The sequence below is a fragment of the Microlunatus antarcticus genome (genome assembly GCF_014193425.1).
Classification (GTDB): Bacteria; Actinomycetota; Actinomycetes; order Propionibacteriales; family Propionibacteriaceae; genus Microlunatus; species Microlunatus antarcticus.
In genome coordinates this window covers 23,406-41,824 of sequence record NZ_JACHZG010000001.1, presented here as the reverse complement: position 1 = coordinate 41,824, position 18,419 = coordinate 23,406, and the positions used below count along the sequence as shown (strand labels likewise).

Below are 18,419 nucleotides of genomic sequence, written 5' to 3'. Positions count from 1 at the left end.
TGGGCGGCGGTCACGCTAGCGCCTCCGGAACGTTCCCGGAGGAGAAACCGAGAGACTCTCAGTCGGACGCCGCGAACTCCTCCGTCCCCACCACCGCGAGCATCGCGAGCCGCTCGGCCGTGCCCGTTCCCGGTCGGGCCCGGAAGAGGACGAGGTGCTGCCCGGACGGGGGGCTGACGACGACGTCGCACTCGAGGTCGAGGCGTCCGACCTGCTCGTGCTGGAGGACCTTACGGGTGGCGCGCTTGGTCGCCACCTCCTGCAGCGCCCACACCGCGCGGAACTCCTCGCTCGCGGCCAGCAGCGCGTCGACCAGCGCCGTCGCCTCGGCGTCGGGGCCCCGCCGGGCGACCGCGGCGCGGAAGTCGGCCACGTACCCGCGGGTGAGCTGCTCGCGGTCGTTCTCGGCGTAGAGGCGCCGGAACCGGTCGTCGGTGAACCAGCGCCACAGGAAGCTGGGCTCGAAGCCGCCGAGGTCGGTCAGCCGGCCGAGCAGGGCGACGTTCAGCGGGTTCTGCGCGAGGACGCCCTCGAGGTCGTCGGTGATCATGGCCGGCACGGTGGGCGCGAGCGCGTCGAGGATGGTCATCAGGCCCGGGTCGGCGTAGCCGAGGGACACGTACGCCGCCGGTGGCAGCTGCCCGGCGAGCACGTACACGTGGTCCCGCTCGTCGCGGGTGAGCCGCAGCGCCCGGGCGATCGCGCCGAGCATCGCCGGGGACGGCTGCGGTCCGCGGGCCTGCTCGATGCGCTCGTAGTAGTCGGTCGACATCGCGGCGAGCAGCGCCACCTCGTCGCGGCGCAGCCCGGGCGTACGCCGGCGCGGGCCGGGCACCATGCCGACGTCCTCGGGCCGCAGCCGTTCGCGGCGGGAGCGCAGGAAGTCCCCGAGCGCATGGCGGTCCATGCCCCCAGCCTGCCCTGCCGCCGCACGCCGATCCCCGCCCTGCCGGTCCGGGGATGAGCCGGGCGTGGTGCGGCGTCCACGGCGGACGCACGATCGATCCATGGACACGACCACCACGAACAAGATCGCCGTCATCACCGGAGCGAGTCGCGGCCTGGGCCGCAGCATGGCCGAGCACCTCAGCCGCCGCGGCTGGGGCGTCATCGGGACCTACCAGAGCCGCCGCGACGCCGCCGACGCGATCGTCGCCGAGATCGAGGGCGCGGGCGGGAAGGCCGCGTTCCTGCCGTTCGACGCCGCCGACCCCTCCTCCACCACCACGTTCGCCGACGCGCTGCGGGAGCAGCTCCAGACGACCTTCGGGCGGTCGGACTTCGACGCGCTCGTGAACAACGCCGGCGTCGGCCTGAGCAAGCCCTTCGTCGACACCACCGAGGCCGAGCTCGACGCGATCCTCGACATCCACGTCAAGACGCCGTTCCTGCTTACCCAGCGGCTGCTCCCGATGCTCGTCGACGGCGGGCAGGTCCTCAACGTCTCCTCCGGCCTCGCGACCTTCGTCGGCCCCGGGATGTCGGCGTACGCGTCGGCCAAGGGCGCGATCGAGGTCCTGAGCCGCTACCAGGCCCAGGAGCTCGGCGCCCGGCGGATCCGCGTGAACGTGCTCCGCCCCGGGGCCATCGCCACCGACTTCGGCGGCGGGGCCGTGCGCGACAACGCGCAGTACAACGCGGCCGTGTCGTCGATGATCGCGCTCGGCCGACCGGGCGAGGCCGACGACATCGGCGCCGGCGTCGCCGCGATCCTGTCCGACGACCTGGCCTGGGCGAACGGCACCGTCATCGAGCTGTCCGGCGGGCAGCGCCTGTAGCCGCACTCCCCGATTGGCCCGGTGCGTCACGATGGGGCCGTGGATCCAGTCGTCGTCGTCGGTGCCGGCATCTCAGGGATCGCGGCCGCCCGCGCCCTGACCGAGGGGGGCCGGGAGGTCGTCGTGCTCGACCGGGGCCGGCGGATCGGCGGGCGGATGGCCAGCCGGAAGACCGACGGCCGCATGGTCGACACGGGGGCGTCGTACTTCACCGTCTCCGACGACACGTTCCGGGGCGTCGTCGAGGCCTGGCGCGACCAGGGCCTGGCGCGGGAGTGGACCGACACCTTCTCGGTGTCGGCCGACGGCGAGCTGTCGCCCAAGAGCGGCCCGGTCCGCTGGGCCGCTCCCGGCGGGCTGCGCAGCCTCGTCGAGCACCTGGCGACCGGCCTCGACGTGCGGGAGACGACCGTCGAGCACGTCGGCCCCGGCCCGGTCGTCGACGGGCTGGCGGCCTCGGCCGTCGTCCTCGCCATGCCCGACCCGCAGGCCGTCCGGCTGCTCGACCCGGCGTACGCGTCGGTCGTCGCGGCGCTGGACGACCCGTTCGACCCCGTGCTCGCCCTGACGGCGACCTGGGACGCACGTTCCTGGGCGGACGTCGACGGCGCGTTCGTCGCGGACGACCCGATCCTCAGCTGGGTCGCCGACGACGGTCGCCGACGCGGCGACGGCGCCCCGGTGCTCGTCGCCCACTCGACCCCGGACTTCGCGGCCGAGCACCTCGTCGCCCCCGACGAGGCCGCCGGCCCGATGACCGCGGCGCTCCGCGACGCGCTGCACATCGACGCGGAGCCGACGTCGACCCACGTGCACCGCTGGACGTTCGGGAAGCCGGCCGGGAAGCGCGAGCAGCACTACTTCCTGGACGAGAACCTCGTCGGGGTCTGCGGCGACGCCTGGTCGGACAAGCCGCGCGTCGAGTCGGCGTACCTCTCCGGCCGCGCCCTGGGCCAGGCGCTGCTCGAGCGCCTGGCCTGACTCAGCGACCCTCGCTGAGCGATCAGCTGCCCAGGACGGAACCGAGGCCGGCCCCGTACGGGGTCGGGTAGGCGAGGCCGCCGAGCCCGAAGCTCTTCGAGTCCTTCGTGGTGAAGCTCTTCCCGGAGCCCTTCAGCGTCGTGATCCCGCCGCCGTCGTTCTCCCCCGGCGCTCCGACGGTGAGGTCCAGCCGACCGTCGGCGTCGTGGTCGAGCAGAGCGACGGCACCGCCGAAGCTGTCCTCGGTCTCGACGGCGCCCGGCACGCCCTTGGTACCCTGGTCGAAGGCCTGGTTGCCGCTGGTCCGGTACCCCTTCTTGCCGCCGTGGACCACCGTCACCCGGCCGGCCTCGTTCCGGCCGCTGATGGTCTCGCCCGGCGAACCGACGACCAGGTCGGCGTAGCCGTCCCGGTCCAGGTCGCCCAGGGCGACCGCGAACCCGAACTCGTCGTTCCTCTCGTTGCTGCCCGGGACGCCCTTGGTCCCCTGGGTGAGCTCGGCGGTCTTCGCCTTCAGCGCCGAGCCCGTCCCGGTCAACGACAGCGTGTAGACCACGCCGGGCTCGTCGCCCTCGGTGCCGTTCTCCGGCTGACCCACGACGATCTCGTCCCGCGCGTCGCCCTTCACGTTCCCGACCGCCAGCGCCGTGGAACCGGTGTTGTAGCCGAAGGCCACCTGGCGGCAGGGGCCGGGGCCCGCGGCGGCGGTGGTGCACACGCTCACCGACCCGCCGTGCCCCTCCCCGTCGTCGTAGGGGAGACCCAGCGAGCCCACCACGAGGTCCGGCCTGGCGTCGCCGTCCACGTCGCCGACGGCGAGCGAGGACCCGAAGAGCAGGTCATACTTCTTTCCGCTCCGCTGCCCGTGCAGGACGGTCGACCGCTGCGGGGAGAAGGTCTTCTGCCCGCCCTCGAGGACGACGACGGAGCCGTTGGGGTAGTACTCCGGACCCTCGACCCGGTCGGCGGTGATCGCACCGACCGCGAGGTCGGCGTACCCGTCCCCGTCGAAGTCCGCCGAGACGAGTGACGTGCCGAACCGGTCGTGGTCCGGCGCGCCCGGGCGGGCGACCGTGTAGCCGCCCGACGTCGCCAACCCGGCCGCCGAGCCGCGCAGCACGATCACGCGCCCGCCCTGGCCGTCCGGCAGGCCGGGCACCCCGACGGCGAGGTCGGCGTACCCGTCGTGGTCGAAGTCGGCGCTGGCGAAGGCGGCGCCGAAGTTCTGGTTCTCGCCGGCGGCGCCAGGGACACCGGCCGAGTCCTGGGTGAGGACCGTGCCGGCCGTGGACACGCCCGCCGCGGAGGCCGGGTAGACCACGACCCCACCGGCGAACGTGTCCGACCCGACCTGCAGCTCGGGGGCGCCGACCACCAGCTCGGGGAAGCCGTCGCCGTTGAAGTCGTACGGCTTGGCCACCGCGGCGGCGGAGGCCGGCGGAGCGAGGAGCAGGAGCGGCGCGGCTAGCGCGAGACTCACCACACCGGCGAAGGGACGACGACAGGGCACAGCACTCCTCGGGGAAGACGGGCCCTCACCCTGACCCGCGCCCGTCCCCGACGCAATGGGGAGAACTCCCCCGCGCCGATCAGCCGGCGCGGGCCTCGCTCGGCCAGTGCCCCCGGGCGTACGCGTCGGGGTAGGCGGCCTCGTGCCAGTCGACGCCGAGCTCGGCGGCCGCGCGCTGCGGCCAGGCCGGCTCGCGGAGGGCGGCCCGCGCGAGCAGCACGACGTCGGCGTCGCCGGAGGTCAGGACCGTCTCGGCCTGCTGCGGCGAGGTGATGAGGCCGACCGCCCCGGACGGCAGCCCAGAACCCTCGCGGACGGACCGGGCGAACGGCACCTGGTAGCCGGGGCCGACCGGGATCTCGGCCAGCACGGCCCCGCCCGAGGACACGTCGACCAGGTCGACGCCGTGGTCCTTGAGCACCGCCGACACCGCGACGGTCTGATCGGCGTCCCAGCCGCCCTCGGTCCAGTCGGTCGCCGAGAGGCGGACGAGGACGGGCATGGTCTCGGGAACGTTCGCGCGGACGGCGTCGACGATCTCGACGAGCAGCCGCGTACGCCCCTCGAAGCTGCCGCCGTACGCGTCGGTGCGGTGGTTGGCCAGCGGGCTGAGGAACTGGTGCACGAGGTAGCCGTGCGCGCCGTGGACCTCGACGGTGTCGAAGCCCGCCTCGACCGCACGCCGGGCGGCCGCGCCGAAGGCGGACACGACGTCGGCGATGTCGTCGACGGTCATCTCGCGCGGGGCGTCGTAGCCGGGGAACGCCTCCGGCGACGCGGAGACGGTCGGCCAGCCGCCGTCCTCGGCGGGGACGCTGCCGTTCTGCGGCTCGTCGGAGAAGCCGCGGTACGTCGACGCCTTCCGGCCGGCGTGCGCCAGCTGGACGCCGATCGCGGCCCCCTGGGCGTGGACGAAGTCGACGATCCGGGCCCAGGCGTCGCGCTGGACGTCGTTCCAGAGGCCGGTGTCCTGCGGGCTGATCCGCCCGTCCGCGGTGACGGCGCTCGCCTCGGTGAGCAGCAGTCCGAAGCCGCCCTGCGCACGCGCCCCGAGGTTGACCAGGTGCCAGTCGGTCGGGACGCCGTCGCGGCGCTCCACCGAGTACTGGCACATCGGCGCCAGCCAGATGCGGTTGCGCACGGTCAGGCCGCGCAGGGTCAGGGTCTCGAAGAGCTTGCTCACGAGGGTGGCAACGAGACCGGACCCACCAGGCTTCCGACGCCGCGCGTCGGCTAGGTCACAGGAGCTCGGCGCGGAAGAACTCGAGCACCCGGTCGACCGCCACCTGCTGGCGGTGCGCGGTCAGCGTCGAGTGCTTCTTGCCCGGCAGCTCGACCCGGACGAAGGCGTCCCCGATCTCGGCGGTGAGGGTCTCGAAGCGGGTGCCCACGGTCGGGTCGTCGGCGTACTTCAGACCCAGGACCGAGCAGCCCGCCGCCGCGCGCCGCTTGACCACCGCGAGGTCCGCCGGGGAGAGGTTGAGGTCGGCGCCCCGGGCCCGGCCGATCGCGAAGGGCAGGGACGGCTGCGCGAGGACCGGGGCCACGACCACGTCGTCGACCATCATCGCCAGCGCGAAGCCGCCGGTGAAGCACATCCCCAGCGCCCCGACGCCCGGTCCGCCGAGCTCGGCGTGCAGCGTCCGGGCGAGGGACCGGAGCCACGTCGCGACCGGCGAGGTCTCGCCCACCCGGAGCTTGTTGAACTCCCGGTTCACGCAGACCTGCGCCAGCGTCCGTACGGCCGCACCCGGCCCGGACGGGCTGGGCACCGCCCCGAAGAGGTGGGGCAGGACGACGGTGAAGCCCTCCGCGACGACCTCCTCGGCGAAGGTGAGGACCTCGGCGGTGATCCCCGGGATCTCGGAGACGACCACGACGCCGGGTCCGCTCCCCCGGCGGTACGTCGGGTGGCTCACCCCGGTCGACGGGTCCGTGTGCTCGCCCTCGGTCCAGCCCTCCAGCGCGGTCATGAGGGGATAGTAGGTGCGTGAAGACACTCGTGATCGGTGGCGCAGGTGGGGTGGGGCGGCGGCTGACGACGCTGCTGACGCAGGACGGCGGCGAGGTGAGCGGCCTGCACCGCAGCGCCGCGCAGTCCGCGGCCGTGGAGGAGGCGGGCGGGACGTCCGTCCTGTTCGACCTCGTGCAGGGGACGACCGAGGAGCTGGCCTCGCTGCTCGAGGGCCACGACGCGGTCGTGTTCTCGGCCGGCGCGCACGGCACCGGGCGGGACCAGACGACGGCGATCGACGGGAAGGGTCTCGAGAAGGCCGTGGACGCGGCCCGCCAGGCCGGCGTCGCCCGCTTCGTGCTCGTCTCGGTGTTCCCCGACGCGGGCCGGGACCTGGAGACGAACGAGGGCTTCGAGCACTACATGCGGGTCAAGAAGGCCGCCGACGTCTACCTGACGTCGTCCGACCTCGACTGGGTCGTCGTCAGACCCGGGACCCTGACCGACGGCCCCGGCACCGGGAACGTGCGCGCCGGCTGGGCCGTCCCGTACGGCGACGTGCCTCGCGACGACGTCGCCGCCGTCATCGCCGCCGCGCTGCGCGAGCCGCGGCTGCACCGCGTGGTCGTGGAGCTGACGGAGGGCGAGACCCCGGTCGACGAGGCTGTCGCCGCCCTGGTCGGCTAGCTCACTCCATCATCGCCGCGCCCGGGCCGCCCGCGTGCGGGTTGCCCCCGCTGCGCAGCCCGAGGCAGAGCACGGCCGCGATGAGCGTGAGGATGCCGGTCACCAGGAACACGTTCGAGTAGGAGGCCGCGAGCACGTCGAGCTGGGTCTGACGGTAGACGGCCATCACCTCGCCCGGCGGCATGCTGCCCGCCGGGACCAGCGCTGAGCGGGCGGACATCAGACCACCCTGCTGGTTGGTCACCACCGCGGTGAGAGCAGCCAGCCCGAGGGCCGCGCTGACCCGCTGGGAGACGGTGTTGATGGCGCTGCCGCTGGTCGTCAGGAACCCCGGCAACGAGGAGAGCCCACCGGTCATGATCGGCATCATCGCCAGGCCGGTGCCGAGCGCGCGGACGCACATCCACCAGACGAGCTCGCTGCGGGTCATGTCGGGGCTGATCCCGGTCAGCAGGAACGTCCCGGCCGCGGCGATCAGCAGCCCGAAGAAGGCCAGGTACCGGGGCCCGATCTTGTCGTAGAGCCGACCGGCGATCGGCATGCACACGCCCATCACCAGCGCCTGGGGCAGGACCAGCAGACCAGCCGTCAGCGCCGGGTAACCCAGCCCCTCCTGGAGGAACAGCGGGATGTAGAACAGGGTCGCGAACAGCCCGGTCATCATCACGCTCATCGCGATCAGCGACGTCGAGTACAGGCGGTTCCGGAAGACGCGGAGGTTGAGCAGCGGGTACTCCACCTCGAGCTCGATGACGACGAACGCGGCGAGGCTCAGCGCGCCGAGGGCGATCAGGCCGAGCACTCGGTAGCCGGTCCAACCCCACGACGGGCCCTCCGAGAAGGCGAGCAGCAGGCAGACCAGCGCCGTGGCGATGGTCAGGAAGCCGGCGAAGTCGAAGCGGCGCGTCTGCGCCTGGGCGAACTTCGGCAGCCAGATCACGGCCGCGACCACACCGAGGATCCCGACCGGGATGTTGATGTAGAAGACGAGGCGCCAGCTCACGTACTCGACCAGGTAGCCGCCGAGGGCCGGGCCGATCGCCGGGGCGACGATGATGCCGAGCCCGTAGATGCCCATCGCCGCGCCGATCTTGGCGGGCGGCACGAGGCGGTAGACCATCGTGAGGCAGAGCGCCGGCAGCAGGCCTCCGGGGATCGCCTGGACCACGCGGAAGGCGATCAGGCTGTCGAGGTTCCAGGCCAGCCCGCACAGCGCGGAGCTCACCGCGAACGCAGCGAGCGACACGACGTAGACGCGGCTCATGCCGAGCCGGTCGCCCAACCAGGCGCTCGCGGGGACCACCACCCCGAGCACGAGGCTGTAGGCCGTCGAGATCCAGGCGACGTCGGCGGTGCTCCCGCCGAAGTCGGTCTGGATGGCGGAGATGGCCACGTTGACGATGCTGGTGTCGAGGACCGACATGAACATGCCGACGACGAGGACGAGCAGCGGGACGAGCCACTTGTCGCTGCGCTCGGAGGTGGCCTGGTCGACCTCGCGGGGGGCGGGGGGCGACGCCGGTCGCTGGACGGTCGGGGTGGCCCGGTCGGCCGGAAGCGCCTTCGACGCGACCGGGGCGTCCTCGAGGTCGACCGCGGAGACCCGCGGGGCGGTGTCGGTGCTCATCGGGAAGCTCCCTGCGACGGCGTGACGGTGGACCTGGACGTAGTCAGACCTCGATCACGGCTTGTGGATCTTGGCGGTGACGTTCATGCCCGGCGCCAGTGCCAGGCCCAACGTGTCGTCGATCGTGATGCGCACCGGGATCACCTGGGTGACCTTCTGGAAGTTGCCCGAGGAGTTGGACTGCGGGAAGGCCGAGAACACGCCTGCCGAGCCCGTCTGGATCTCCGACACGTGCCCGGTCAGGTCGGCGTCCGGGAACGCGTCGACGTCCAGCTTGACGGGGGCGCCGACCCGGACGTCGCCGACCGAGGTCTCGTCGACCCGGGCCGTCACGAACACGCCCTGCTTGTCGTAGGCGACGGCGAGCTGCGTGCCGGCGGTCACGTAGGTGCCGGGAACGCCGTTGTCGACGGCCACGGTTCCGTCCGCAGGCGCCCGGATCACCATCTGCGGCTGCACGTACGCGCCCTGCTCCTTGATGCGGCCGACCGACGCGTTCGCCCGGAGCGACGCACCGACCTGTCCTCTCCAGTCGACCAGCGTGCCGGAGATCGGGGCGTTGATCGAGATCTGGTTGCCGTCGACCTGCGCGTTGTCGGTGGTCGTGTAGTTCGAGGTGTCGATGAGGTAGCGGGCCAGGAACGCCAGCCCGACCAGCACGGCGAGACCCAGGATCACGAACAACCGGATCCGGCCCTTGCGGGACATGCCCTTCTTGGGCGCGTCGGGCTCCGGCTGGCCGTCGGTGGTGGTCGGCTGGCCCTCGGGCGGGGCCACGACCTCGTCAGAGGCCGCGGTGGTCGCCGTGTCAGACATAGGTGTCCCGTTCGTCCAGAGCGCCGATCGCGCTGCGCTCGTTGTCATTCAGGATAGGCGTCCTATACGGACGCGTGGGGGCGTTCACGGACGGCTCGGCACGACGACGCGGTCGCCCTCGTTCAGGCCCGAGACGACCTCGGTGCGGTCCGGGCCGACCAGGCCGGCCTCGAAGCTGACCGTGCGCTGGTCCCCGCTCGGCTCGTACACGACGACGGTGTCGGCGCCGCCCTGCTGCCGCACGGCGGCGTTCGGCACGGTCAGGACCGCGGTGCGCTCCTGGGTGAGCACCGTGGCGTTGGCGGTCTGCCCGTCGCGCTCACGCGGGTCACGGCTGTCGAGGGTCACCGTCGCGTAGTAGCTGACGACGCCCGAGATCGGCGTGGCGGACGGGGCGATGGACTCGACGGTGCCCTTGGCCACCAGGTCCGGGATCGCGTCGAGCTGGACGTCGACGGACTGACCCTTCTTGATCTGAGCCGCGTCGGACTCCTCGAACGGGAGCACGACCTGCAGCTGGTCCAGACCGGACAGCACGATGAACTGCGTGCCTCCCGGTCGGGTCGGGGAGGCAGCACCGGCGGCCGAGGCCGCACCGGCACCCGAGGCCCCGGGGATCGCCGCGCTGCTACCCGGGGCGAGCGCGCTCGTACCGGAGCTGGCCGAGAGGTACTCGCCCTTGCTGCCGTTGACCGCGGAGATCGTGCCCGCCGACGGGGCCTTGAGGGTGGTGTCGTCGAGCGTCTTCTGCGCGGCGTCGACCTGGGCCTGCGCGGCGTCGACGAGGGCCTGCTGCTGGTCGAGCGTGTGCGGCCGGGCGGCGACCGCGGAGTTGTAGACGCCCTGGGCGCTGGCGACGCCCGCGTTCGCGTTGGCCTCAGCCACGTCGAGCGCGGCGTCGTCGACCCGCTTGCGCTGCTCCGCCGTGACGATCGCCGTCTCGTCGGCGGCGATGCGCTGCTTGGCCGCGGTGACGCCGGCCTCGGCGCTGCCCACGGCACCGCACGCGGTGGTCGCGCCGGTGGCGGCCGAGGCGGCGATGGTCGCGGCCGCGTTGTTCGTGGGGTCGGCCGCGGCGGCCTCGCCGGCCTTCTCCGCGAGGTCCTTCGCGTCGTCGCAGGCGTCGTTGGCACGGTCGACCGCGTCCTCGGCGTCGTCCTTCGCGTCCTCGTCGGTGCTCTTCTGCTTCTTCGCCCGCGAGACGGCCTTCGAGTCGGCCCGCGAGGAGGCGGCGCCCTGCTGCTCGTTCTCGAGGACCACGTGGCGCGCCCGGGCCAACGACTCCGCCGCGTTCTGCACGGCGGGGTTGTCCGAGCTGCCGGCCAGGACGGCGGACTGCGCCTCCACGTTCGCCTCGGCCTGCTTCAGGGTCGCCTCGGCGGCCCGCGAGTCGATCGTGGCGAGCACGTCGCCCGCCTCGACCTTCTGGCCGACCTTGACGTCGACCGAGGTCAGCTTGCCGCCGACGGCGAAGCCGAGCTGCTCGCTGGTCTTGGCCGCCAGCGCGCCGCTGGCCGAGACGCCGGTGGACACGTCGCCCCGGGAGACGGTGTCGAAGGTCGGGGCGCCGGCCTGACTGCCGGAGCAGGACGTGAGCGCCCAGGTGAGACCCAGGACGACGGTGCCCGCGCCGATGGTGCGCAGGCGGGTGGGGAGGGAAGACAACGAGACTCCTCGAGAAGGCGAAACCCCCGGAACAATACCGAACGGTTATTCTTTTTGCCATGCCCCGCGTGAGTGATGCACATCGCGCTGCCCGACGCGAGCAGATCGCCGAGGCAGCGCTCCAGGTCCTGGCGCGAAAAGGCTCCGACACCTCGATCGCGGAGATCGTCGCGGAGTGCGGCCTCTCGGCCGGCGCGATCTACGGCAACTTCGAGAACAAGGCCGACCTCGCCCGCTACATCGCGGGCCAGCTGCTACATCGTCGCATCGGAACGCTGGACGACGCGGTGGCCGACGGGGCCGTACGGACGCCAGCCGAGGTGCTGCGCCTGTTCATGACCCTGCGTCGTCAACCACCCGACCTGTCGGTGCTGCTCCAGTTCTGGGGCGAGGCCACCGTCGACCCCGAGCTCAAGGCCGTGCTGGAGACGCGCGCGACCGAGTTCCGCGACGCGGTCGTCCGCGCGCTCCGACCGTGGGCGGCGACCCAGCCGGAGGACACGGAGCCCCTCGCCCTGCGGACCGCGGAGGTCTGCATGGCCATGGTGCAGGGCTACTTCGTCAACACCGCGCTCTTCGGGTGGATGACCGGCGCCGAGTACCTCGACGGCGCGGAGCGCGCGTTCGGCTCACCCCTGCACTGAGCCCATAACGCGTCCGTGAACGCGGTGCGACCCAGGTTGAGGGTGCCCTGGTTCGTCACGACGAACACGTGCCCGTTCGGTGACCGGAAGACGTACGTGCCCGCGTCGGGTTGTCGTCGGCGCCACCCGCCGAACGTCACCGCACGGTGGTGGCTGCGGGTCAGGGGACCGAGGTTGTCCACGCTGGTCTGGCCCGGTGGACCACCGCGGGCGAGGGGCACGTACGGGACGGTGTGGTCGAGGTCGAGGGTCCGACTGGTCGCCTGGCCGAAGGGGAAGACGTCGACCGGGTTGCGCAGGAACAGGGCGTCGCGCAGCCGGTAGGGGATCTCGTACGCGTCGACCGGCGCGGTCTCGACCGGGTCGACAACGGGTCGCACCGTGACGTGGCAGCCGGTGTCGGCGAGCCACTCCCGGGCCTGGTCGAGGGTGAGCGGGTCGCCGTGCTCGGGCCGGACCAACCCGTCCCCGGCGCGGAGTGCGCCGTCGGTCAGGTGCAGGTGCAGCACGACCCGCGAGCGTGCACGACGCAGGTCCGCCCCAGAGATGCCTCTCGCCGTCAGGTCGAACGACCGGTCGCGCTGACCAGGCTCGTGATTACCAGCCTCGGCGGGCTCCTCGGCCTCTGGCGGCTCCTGCCCGCGCGGGTCGCCGTCGTCGGCGTGCTCCAGCAGCAGCGCGAGCGCCCGCGCCGGGTCGGCGAGGATTCCCACCGCCTTCGCCCGCCGCGCGTCGACCGGGTCGAGGTCGCCGTTCAACCGGAGGACCTCGGCGACGCGTTCCACCGCGGCCATGAACCAGCGCACGTCACCCGACGCCGCCTTCGCCACGATCGTGCGTAACCCGTCCTCGCCGGCGTAGGACCACACCCCGCGCTCGACGCGTGCGGCTTCCTCACGCGCCCGCCGCGCATCGGGGTCGGCCTCCAGCACCGCCGCCGTCAGCAGACGCTGGAACCGCGGCCAGGCCAGCATCGGCAGGAAGCCGCTCAACGTCTGGTCGACCTCCGCACACGCCTCCCACGACAGCGCGTGCGTCGCCTGCGCCACCGCCCGCGCCTGCCACGCCCGCACCACCCCCGTCGTCACCAGCACCCACAACCGCGGCAACCGGTGACGCAGATCGAGCGCGTCGGCGATGAGCATTCGCGCTGCCACCGAGCCCGTCCCTCGCAAAGCTCCGAGCTCGTGCGCGCAGTGCTCCGCGACCTGCGGGCACCCGTCACCACCCCACGCCCGCGCCCGCTGGACCAGCGGGCGGTAGTCGTCCGCCCCCGCGTCGAGGTAGTGCACGTCGGCCCACGCGGCGGCGAGGACGAGCTCCTCGCACTCGGTCTCGCGCAGCAGCGCGTGGGTCGCGGCGATCCGGTCAGCGAGCTGGGAGGCGGTCGCCACCGTCACCGTCGGATCGAACATACGAACGATTCTGCCGCATCCCACCGACAGTTCGCGCACCCCGATGTTGTCCGTCGGCGGCACGGTGTCGACCAGAACCCTTCCTCCGGATGAACATCGCTGGCCCATCTGGTTGACGTCCGTCAAGCCGTCCCACCGACGGCTAACGTCCGGCGGAAAGCTGATTCAGAGGGGGAACACCGATGACCGTTGTCGTCCGAGGTCGTCGGCGCGACAGGTGGGCGGTACTCGCCTGCGTGCTGAGCGTCGCCGGCACGTTCGGGATGCCTTTGCAGCACGCCCACGCCGTCTACGGAGGTGGCTGCGGAGCCGACGGCGACCTTGGAGCAGGCCGTGGCCCCGAGGTAGTCGTCGGCCTCCCGAACACGAACGCCGACGCCGGCGCGATCGACGTCTGGGCCACCGATCGCTACGCCACGTTGACGCTCGCCTCGCTCAGCGGGACGGCCTCCGCAGCCGGGGACCGCTTCGGCGCAGCCGTCACCGTGATGGACGTCAACTGCGACCGCGCGAACGACCTCGTGGTGGGTGCGCCGGGGGCCGACCACGGGCGCGGCCGCGTGTACGTGGTGCTGGACCCGTTGAGCGACCAGAAGCCGGCCACCGTCTTCGTGGTGGGCCGTGGACAAAACGAAGGCGCGCACTTCGGAGCCGCGATCGCGGCCGCGGGCCCGGTGGGGCCGGACCAGGGTCCTTTGATCTCGGACCTGTGGATCGGCGCACCCGGGACCGACCTCAGCTCGGCCTACCAGCAGGAGGGCGCGGTGAACCACTACACGTCCACCAGGGGCGGCCAAGGCACCTGGCTCGGCCTGGACCTGGTCGAGACCTTGAGGCCCGAGACGCCTGGGGTCGACTCGGTCCTCGTCGACGGCCACTACGGGGCTGCCCTGGCCACCTCTCCCGGCCGCGTCCTGATCGGGGCGCCGGACGCCGGCTGGCGTGAGGCCAGCCACGCGGGCTTCGTCAAGGAACGTCGCCGCGTCGACGGAGGTGCGACCTTCGAGCACCCGTTCCTCTGGAGCCGTGAGACTCCGGGCGTTCCCGGCAACCCGACGACCGGCGACCGGTTCGGGGCCTCGCTTGCCAGCTCGCGCGAGATCTCGCTCATCGGCGCCCCGGGGGTCGACGTGGGCAAGGCCGACGACGCCGGCTCGGTCCTGATGACGACCGACGTCGGCTCATGGTCCCTGCCGGACAGGACCTTCACCTACGGCCAAGAGGGCATCCCGGGGAAGCCCCGCTCGGGTGATCACCTCGGTCAGGCCGTCGCGCTCGGGGACAACCTCGGATGTGCCGGCCTCTTCCAGATGCAGGCGGCGTTCGGTGCTCCCGGGCGCGACGTCAAGCACAAGGGCCGTCAGCGCGACGACGCCGGAGCCGTCGTGGTCGTACCGACCACGAACCTCTACGGCGAGTGCAAGGACGCCACGATCCTCGACCAGTCGCACGAGCTCGCGGGGACACCGGAAGCCGGTGACCACGTCGGCGCAGCACTGGGTGTCCTCCGCTACACCGAGGACGTGCCGGGCAACGGTCTCGGGGACCGGGTCCTGGTCGGTGCTCCCGGAGAGGACTGGCAGGGCAAGAAGAACGCAGGGATCGTCCAGGCCGGTGCGGCGGTGCCACCTGGGATCGTCGACCCCCGGGCGATCCCAGTGAGCCACTCCTACCGCACCTCTCTCACCAACAGCCACGGTCCACGGAAGAACCTCCGGTACGGCGCAGTCCTGGCCGGCGAGCTGGGAATCTGACCTCGCCGACGGCCGGTCAGCCCTGCTTCGGCCGCGCCCGGACGTGCATGCGTTCCCCCTGCGGTCCGAGCAGGGAGAGGAGCTCGGCCTCCTCGGGCCCCGGGTTGCCGAACCAGTGCGGCGTACGGGTGTCGAACTCCACGACCTCGCCGGCCTCGAGCAGGAGGTCGTGCGGCCCGAGGAGGAGGCGGACGCGCCCAGAGAGGACGTACAGCCACTCGTAACCCTCGTGCGTCCGCTGCTCCGGCTGCCGCTCGGGCGGGTTCGGCGGCATGATCATCTTGTACGCCTGCAGCCCGCCGGGGCGCCGCGTGAGCGCCATCATCGTCATCCCGTGGCGCTGGACGGCCTTGAGCCGGACCCGCGGGTCGCCCGTCTCGGGCGCGTCGACCAGCTCGTCGAGCGCGACCTGGTGCGCGCGGGCCAGCGGGAGCAGCAGCTCGAGCGTCGGCTTGCGGCCGCCGGACTCCAGCCGCGACAGCGTGCTCACCGAGATGCCGGTCGTCTCGGAGAGCTCGGCGAGCGTCGTGCCCCGCTCGACCCGGAGCGCCCGGAGCCGTGGGCCCACCGCGTCCAGCACCGGACCGAGGTCCTCGGGCTCGTCGTGCGCCTGTCCCTCGTCGTCCATGGTCCTATTTGCCGTTCCAGCAAGGTCGTTTGTCAAGTCAGCCCGATCGAGCCACTATCGGAGCATGACCACGGAACCCGCTCAGAGCAGCCCCGACGCCCACGGCTCGACCTACGACGTCCTCGTCGTCGGGGGCGGTCCCGCCGGTCTCTCCGCCGCCGTCGCGCTCGCCCGTTCGCTGCGCTCCGTCCTCGTCGTTGACGCGGGCGCGCCCCGCAACGCGACCGCGGCCGGCGTGCACAACTACCTCGGCCGCGAGAACGTCTCCCCCGCCGACCTCCTGGCCGACGGCCGGTCGGCGCTCACCTCGTACGGGGGTCGGGTCGAGACCGGCGAGGTCGTCCGCCTCGAGCCCCTCGGCCAGGAACCGTCCCGCCCATGGTTCGGCGCGGACCTCGCCGACGGGCGCCGGGTCGAGGCCCGCCGCGTGGTCGTCGCCACCGGGCTGACCGACGAGCTGCCGGCGATCCCCGGGCTCGCGCCGCGCTGGGGACGCGACGTCCTGCACTGCCCGTACTGCCACGGCTACGAGGCGCGCGACACCGCGATCGGCATCCTCTCCAGCACCCCGATGACCGCGCACCAGGCGCTGATGTTCCGCCAGCTGAGCCCCGACGTCACCGTCCTCACGCACACCGGTCCCGCGCTCTCCGCCGAGGACCGCGAACGTCTCGAGTCCCGCGGCGTCCGCTTCGCCGACGGCGAGGTCGTCGAGGTCCTCACGACCGACGACGCGCTGTCCGGTGTACGGCTGGCCGACGGCACCGTCGTCCCGCTGCAGAACCTCGCCATCGCCGCCCCGGCCGTCGCGCACTCCGCGCTGCTGGCCGACCTCGGCGTCGAGGTCGCCGACTTCGCCATGGGCGACTTCGTCTTCGGCAGCTACGCGGTCGCGGAGCCGACCGGCGTCACCTCGGTCCCTGGCGTCTACACCGCCGGGAACGTCTCGACCATCCAGGCCCAGGTCTCCACCTCGGCGGCTGGCGGCCTCATGACCGGCGCCCTGGTCAACGCCCACCTGATCGAGGAGGAGGCGACGCAGGCGGTCGCCGAACGGCGCCGGACCGAGGCCTTCTGGGACGAGCGCTACCGCGAGGGCCGCATGCACCCGCGCGAGGCGAACCCGACCCTCGTCGAGACGACCGGCACCCTCCCGGCGGGCACCGCGCTCGACCTGGGCAGCGGGTACGGCGACGACGCGGTCTGGCTGGCCCGGCAGGGCTGGCGGGTGCTCGGGATCGACGTGTCCGGCACCGCCGTCGAGCACGCGCGGACCGCGGCGGAGCAGGCCGGGGTGGCCGGGCGGGCGACGTTCGAGCGGCACGACCTGGCGCTGACCTTCCCCACCGGCACGTTCGACCTGGTCACCACGCACTACCTGCACGCGCCCGACGGGCTCCCCCGCGACGAGGTGCTCCGTCGGGCCGCCGCAGCCGTCGCCCCCGGCGGCACCCTGCTGGTCGTCGGCCACGCCTCCCTGCCGCCGTGGTCGTGGGAGGAGCTCGACACCGACCAGCACGCGCACGACCAGGAGCACGGGCACGGGCAGCACGGGCACGGCCACGGACCGGGCGAGCTGCCGTCACCCGAGGAGGTCTGGGCCGGGCTGGCGCTCGATGACGAGTGGGAGGCCGTACGCCTCGAGGTCGCGCCGCGGGCGGTGACCGGACCGACCGGCGAGCACGGCGCCATGGACGACAGCGTCGTGGTCGCCCGCCGTCGGGCCGAGACCGAGGCTCAGACCAGCGCGGCGAGCCCGTCGAGCAGCCGGTCGACCTCGTCGGTCTCGGTGTAGGCGGCGAGCCCGACCCGGACGCCCGCGTCGTCGTCGAGCGCGAGCGCCCGGAACGGCTCGACGGCGTAGAACGACCCGGCCGGCGCGAGCACGTCGCGCGCGAGCAGGCCCTGCGCGACGTCCGCGCTGCGTCGGCCCGGGAACGTGAGGAACAGGGTCGGCGTGCGGTCGGCCGCCCGGGAGTGGACGACGACGCGGTCGCCGAGCGCGGCCAGGCCCGACTCGAGCCGGTCGCGCAGGGCGGCCTCGTGCTCGGCGATCGCCGCGTGCGTGTGCTCCAGCCGGTCACGGCGCGAGCCGACTGCCGCGCCCGGCTCCACGCCGGGCAGGTCGGCGAGGAAGTCCACCGCGGCCGTGGCCCCAGCGAGGACCTCGTACGGCAGGGTGCCGAGCTCGAAGCGTTCCGGGACCTGGTCGGTCGACGGGAGCAGCTTGTCCGGGTGGATCGTCGCGAGCAGCGCCGGGTCGCCGGCGAGCACGCCGCAGTGCGGCCCGAAGAACTTGTAGGGCGAGCACACGAGCAGGTCGGCCCCGAGCGTGGCCAGGTCGGGCAGCCGGTGGGCCGTGAGGTGCACCGCGTCGACGTAGAGCAGGGCGCCGACGGCGTGCGCGCGGTCGGCGATCGTCCGCAGCGGCGGGATGGTGCCGACCAGGTTGGACGCACCGGTCACCGCGACGAGCCGGGTGCGGTCGTCGACCGTGGTCGCCAGCGGACCGAGGTCCAGCTCGGCCGTCGCCGGGTCGACCTCCAGCCAGCGGACCTCGATGCCCCGGTGCTCGGCGGCCTGCACCCAGGGGCGCACGTTCGCGTCGTGGTCGAGCCGGCTGACCACGACGTTGTCGCCCACGACCCAGGTGCGCGCCAACGCGCGGGAGAAGTCGTACGTGAGCTGGGTCGCGCTGCGCCCGTGCACGATCCCCTCGGGGACGCCGCCGAGCAGGTCGGCGTACGCGGCGCGGAACGCCCGCACGACCGCGTCGGCGTTCCGCTGCGAGGCCGAGCCGGTCCCGCGGTTCGAGAGCGGGCCCGTGAGCGTGCGCGCGATCGCCTCGCCGACGACGGTCGGGGTCTGCGTGCCGCCCGGGCCGTCGAAGTAGGCGGTCGGTCCGTCGAGCGCGGGGAACGCGGCGCGCAGGGCACCGACGTCGAGGGTCATCGGGTGCT

Annotated in this window: 16 protein-coding genes; 6 read left to right on the top strand and 10 right to left on the bottom strand. The window is 73.1% G+C overall.

Features of this window, described 5'->3' with window-relative positions:
• Positions 1 to 58: 58 nt before the first annotated feature.
• The gene (locus FHX39_RS00200) at positions 59 to 907 is read right to left on the bottom strand and encodes a helix-turn-helix transcriptional regulator (RefSeq protein ID WP_183335783.1); all 849 of its coding nucleotides are present in this window, start codon (positions 905 to 907) and stop codon (positions 59 to 61) included.
• Positions 908 to 1,007: 100 nt separating this feature from the next.
• On the opposite strand from FHX39_RS00200, the gene FHX39_RS00195 reads away from it, so the two are divergent.
• Positions 1,008 to 1,778, top strand: coding sequence for an SDR family NAD(P)-dependent oxidoreductase (locus FHX39_RS00195; protein ID WP_183335781.1), 771 nt, complete (start codon positions 1,008 to 1,010; stop codon positions 1,776 to 1,778).
• A gap of 39 nt (positions 1,779 to 1,817) precedes the next feature.
• Positions 1,818 to 2,759, top strand: coding sequence for an NAD(P)/FAD-dependent oxidoreductase (locus tag FHX39_RS00190; protein WP_183335779.1), 942 nt, complete (start codon positions 1,818 to 1,820; stop codon positions 2,757 to 2,759).
• Between the two features lie 22 nt (positions 2,760 to 2,781).
• On the opposite strand, the gene FHX39_RS00185 is transcribed toward FHX39_RS00190, so the two are convergent.
• The 3 genes from FHX39_RS00185 to FHX39_RS00175 all read right to left on the bottom strand — a co-directional run bounded on the left by FHX39_RS00185 (position 2,782) and on the right by FHX39_RS00175 (position 6,242).
• On the bottom strand, positions 2,782 to 4,239 hold the full coding sequence (locus FHX39_RS00185; protein WP_183335777.1) for an FG-GAP-like repeat-containing protein: 1,458 nt from the start codon (positions 4,237 to 4,239) through the stop codon (positions 2,782 to 2,784).
• Between the two features lie 109 nt (positions 4,240 to 4,348).
• Entirely contained in the window at positions 4,349 to 5,452 is a 1,104-nt protein-coding gene (locus FHX39_RS00180; RefSeq protein WP_183335775.1) for an NADH:flavin oxidoreductase/NADH oxidase, read from the bottom strand.
• Between the two features lie 55 nt (positions 5,453 to 5,507).
• Positions 5,508 to 6,242 carry a dienelactone hydrolase family protein gene (locus FHX39_RS00175; protein ID WP_183335773.1) on the bottom strand — a complete coding sequence of 245 codons (735 nt, stop codon included), beginning with the start codon at positions 6,240 to 6,242 and terminating at the stop codon, positions 5,508 to 5,510.
• 17 nt (positions 6,243 to 6,259) lie between these two features.
• Here FHX39_RS00175 and FHX39_RS00170 point away from each other — a divergent pair, with 17 nt between their 5' ends.
• Positions 6,260 to 6,910, top strand: coding sequence for an NAD(P)H-binding protein (locus FHX39_RS00170; RefSeq protein ID WP_183335771.1), 651 nt, complete (start codon positions 6,260 to 6,262; stop codon positions 6,908 to 6,910).
• Position 6,911: 1 nt separating this feature from the next.
• On the opposite strand, the gene FHX39_RS00165 is transcribed toward FHX39_RS00170, so the two are convergent.
• The 3 genes from FHX39_RS00165 to FHX39_RS00155 form a co-directional block, all read right to left on the bottom strand.
• Positions 6,912 to 8,537 (bottom strand): DHA2 family efflux MFS transporter permease subunit, encoded by a 1,626-nt coding sequence (locus FHX39_RS00165; RefSeq protein ID WP_183335769.1) that lies wholly within the window; start codon positions 8,535 to 8,537, stop codon positions 6,912 to 6,914.
• Positions 8,538 to 8,591: 54 nt separating this feature from the next.
• On the bottom strand, positions 8,592 to 9,353 hold the full coding sequence (locus tag FHX39_RS00160; RefSeq protein WP_232530548.1) for an HlyD family efflux transporter periplasmic adaptor subunit: 762 nt from the start codon (positions 9,351 to 9,353) through the stop codon (positions 8,592 to 8,594).
• 84 nt (positions 9,354 to 9,437) lie between these two features.
• Positions 9,438 to 11,018 carry an efflux RND transporter periplasmic adaptor subunit gene (locus tag FHX39_RS00155; protein ID WP_183335767.1) on the bottom strand — a complete coding sequence of 527 codons (1,581 nt, stop codon included), beginning with the start codon at positions 11,016 to 11,018 and terminating at the stop codon, positions 9,438 to 9,440.
• Between the two features lie 68 nt (positions 11,019 to 11,086).
• On the opposite strand from FHX39_RS00155, the gene FHX39_RS00150 reads away from it, so the two are divergent.
• Complete coding sequence (locus tag FHX39_RS00150; protein WP_183335765.1) at positions 11,087 to 11,662, top strand: TetR/AcrR family transcriptional regulator; 576 nt, start codon at positions 11,087 to 11,089, stop codon at positions 11,660 to 11,662.
• On the opposite strand, the gene FHX39_RS00145 is transcribed toward FHX39_RS00150, so the two are convergent.
• Complete coding sequence (locus FHX39_RS00145; RefSeq protein ID WP_183335763.1) at positions 11,572 to 13,077, bottom strand: HNH endonuclease signature motif containing protein; 1,506 nt, start codon at positions 13,075 to 13,077, stop codon at positions 11,572 to 11,574. The genes FHX39_RS00150 and FHX39_RS00145 overlap by 91 nt on opposite strands.
• A gap of 236 nt (positions 13,078 to 13,313) precedes the next feature.
• On the opposite strand from FHX39_RS00145, the gene FHX39_RS00140 reads away from it, so the two are divergent.
• On the top strand, positions 13,314 to 14,831 hold the full coding sequence (locus tag FHX39_RS00140) for an integrin alpha (RefSeq protein WP_232530546.1): 1,518 nt from the start codon (positions 13,314 to 13,316) through the stop codon (positions 14,829 to 14,831).
• Between the two features lie 16 nt (positions 14,832 to 14,847).
• On the opposite strand, the gene FHX39_RS00135 is transcribed toward FHX39_RS00140, so the two are convergent.
• On the bottom strand, positions 14,848 to 15,459 hold the full coding sequence (locus FHX39_RS00135) for a helix-turn-helix domain-containing protein (RefSeq protein ID WP_183335760.1): 612 nt from the start codon (positions 15,457 to 15,459) through the stop codon (positions 14,848 to 14,850).
• Positions 15,460 to 15,523: 64 nt separating this feature from the next.
• Here FHX39_RS00135 and FHX39_RS00130 point away from each other — a divergent pair, with 64 nt between their 5' ends.
• Positions 15,524 to 17,254 (top strand): FAD-dependent oxidoreductase, encoded by a 1,731-nt coding sequence (locus FHX39_RS00130; RefSeq protein ID WP_183335759.1) that lies wholly within the window; start codon positions 15,524 to 15,526, stop codon positions 17,252 to 17,254.
• Here the strand turns inward: FHX39_RS00130 and FHX39_RS00125 are convergent.
• A complete protein-coding gene (locus tag FHX39_RS00125; RefSeq protein ID WP_183335758.1) occupies positions 17,197 to 18,411 on the bottom strand; it encodes a cysteine desulfurase-like protein in 1,215 nt (404 codons plus the stop codon). The genes FHX39_RS00130 and FHX39_RS00125 overlap by 58 nt on opposite strands.
• Positions 18,412 to 18,419 lie beyond the last annotated feature (8 nt).

Bases quoted from the DNA above. Each gene is read 5' to 3' on its own strand.
- FHX39_RS00130 (WP_183335759.1), top strand. From the start codon at position 15,524: ATGACCACGGAACCCGCTCAGAGCAGCCCCGACGCCCACGGCTCGACC.
- FHX39_RS00165 (WP_183335769.1), bottom strand. From the start codon at position 8,537: ATGAGCACCGACACCGCCCCGCGGGTCTCCGCGGTCGACCTCGAGGAC.
- FHX39_RS00125 (WP_183335758.1), bottom strand. From the start codon at position 18,411: ATGACCCTCGACGTCGGTGCCCTGCGCGCCGCGTTCCCCGCGCTCGAC.
- FHX39_RS00145 (WP_183335763.1), bottom strand. From the start codon at position 13,077: ATGTTCGATCCGACGGTGACGGTGGCGACCGCCTCCCAGCTCGCTGAC.
- FHX39_RS00175 (WP_183335773.1), bottom strand. From the start codon at position 6,242: ATGACCGCGCTGGAGGGCTGGACCGAGGGCGAGCACACGGACCCGTCG.
- FHX39_RS00160 (WP_232530548.1), bottom strand. From the start codon at position 9,353: ATGTCTGACACGGCGACCACCGCGGCCTCTGACGAGGTCGTGGCCCCG.
- FHX39_RS00195 (WP_183335781.1), top strand. From the start codon at position 1,008: ATGGACACGACCACCACGAACAAGATCGCCGTCATCACCGGAGCGAGT.
- FHX39_RS00200 (WP_183335783.1), bottom strand. From the start codon at position 907: ATGGACCGCCATGCGCTCGGGGACTTCCTGCGCTCCCGCCGCGAACGG.
- FHX39_RS00135 (WP_183335760.1), bottom strand. From the start codon at position 15,459: ATGGACGACGAGGGACAGGCGCACGACGAGCCCGAGGACCTCGGTCCG.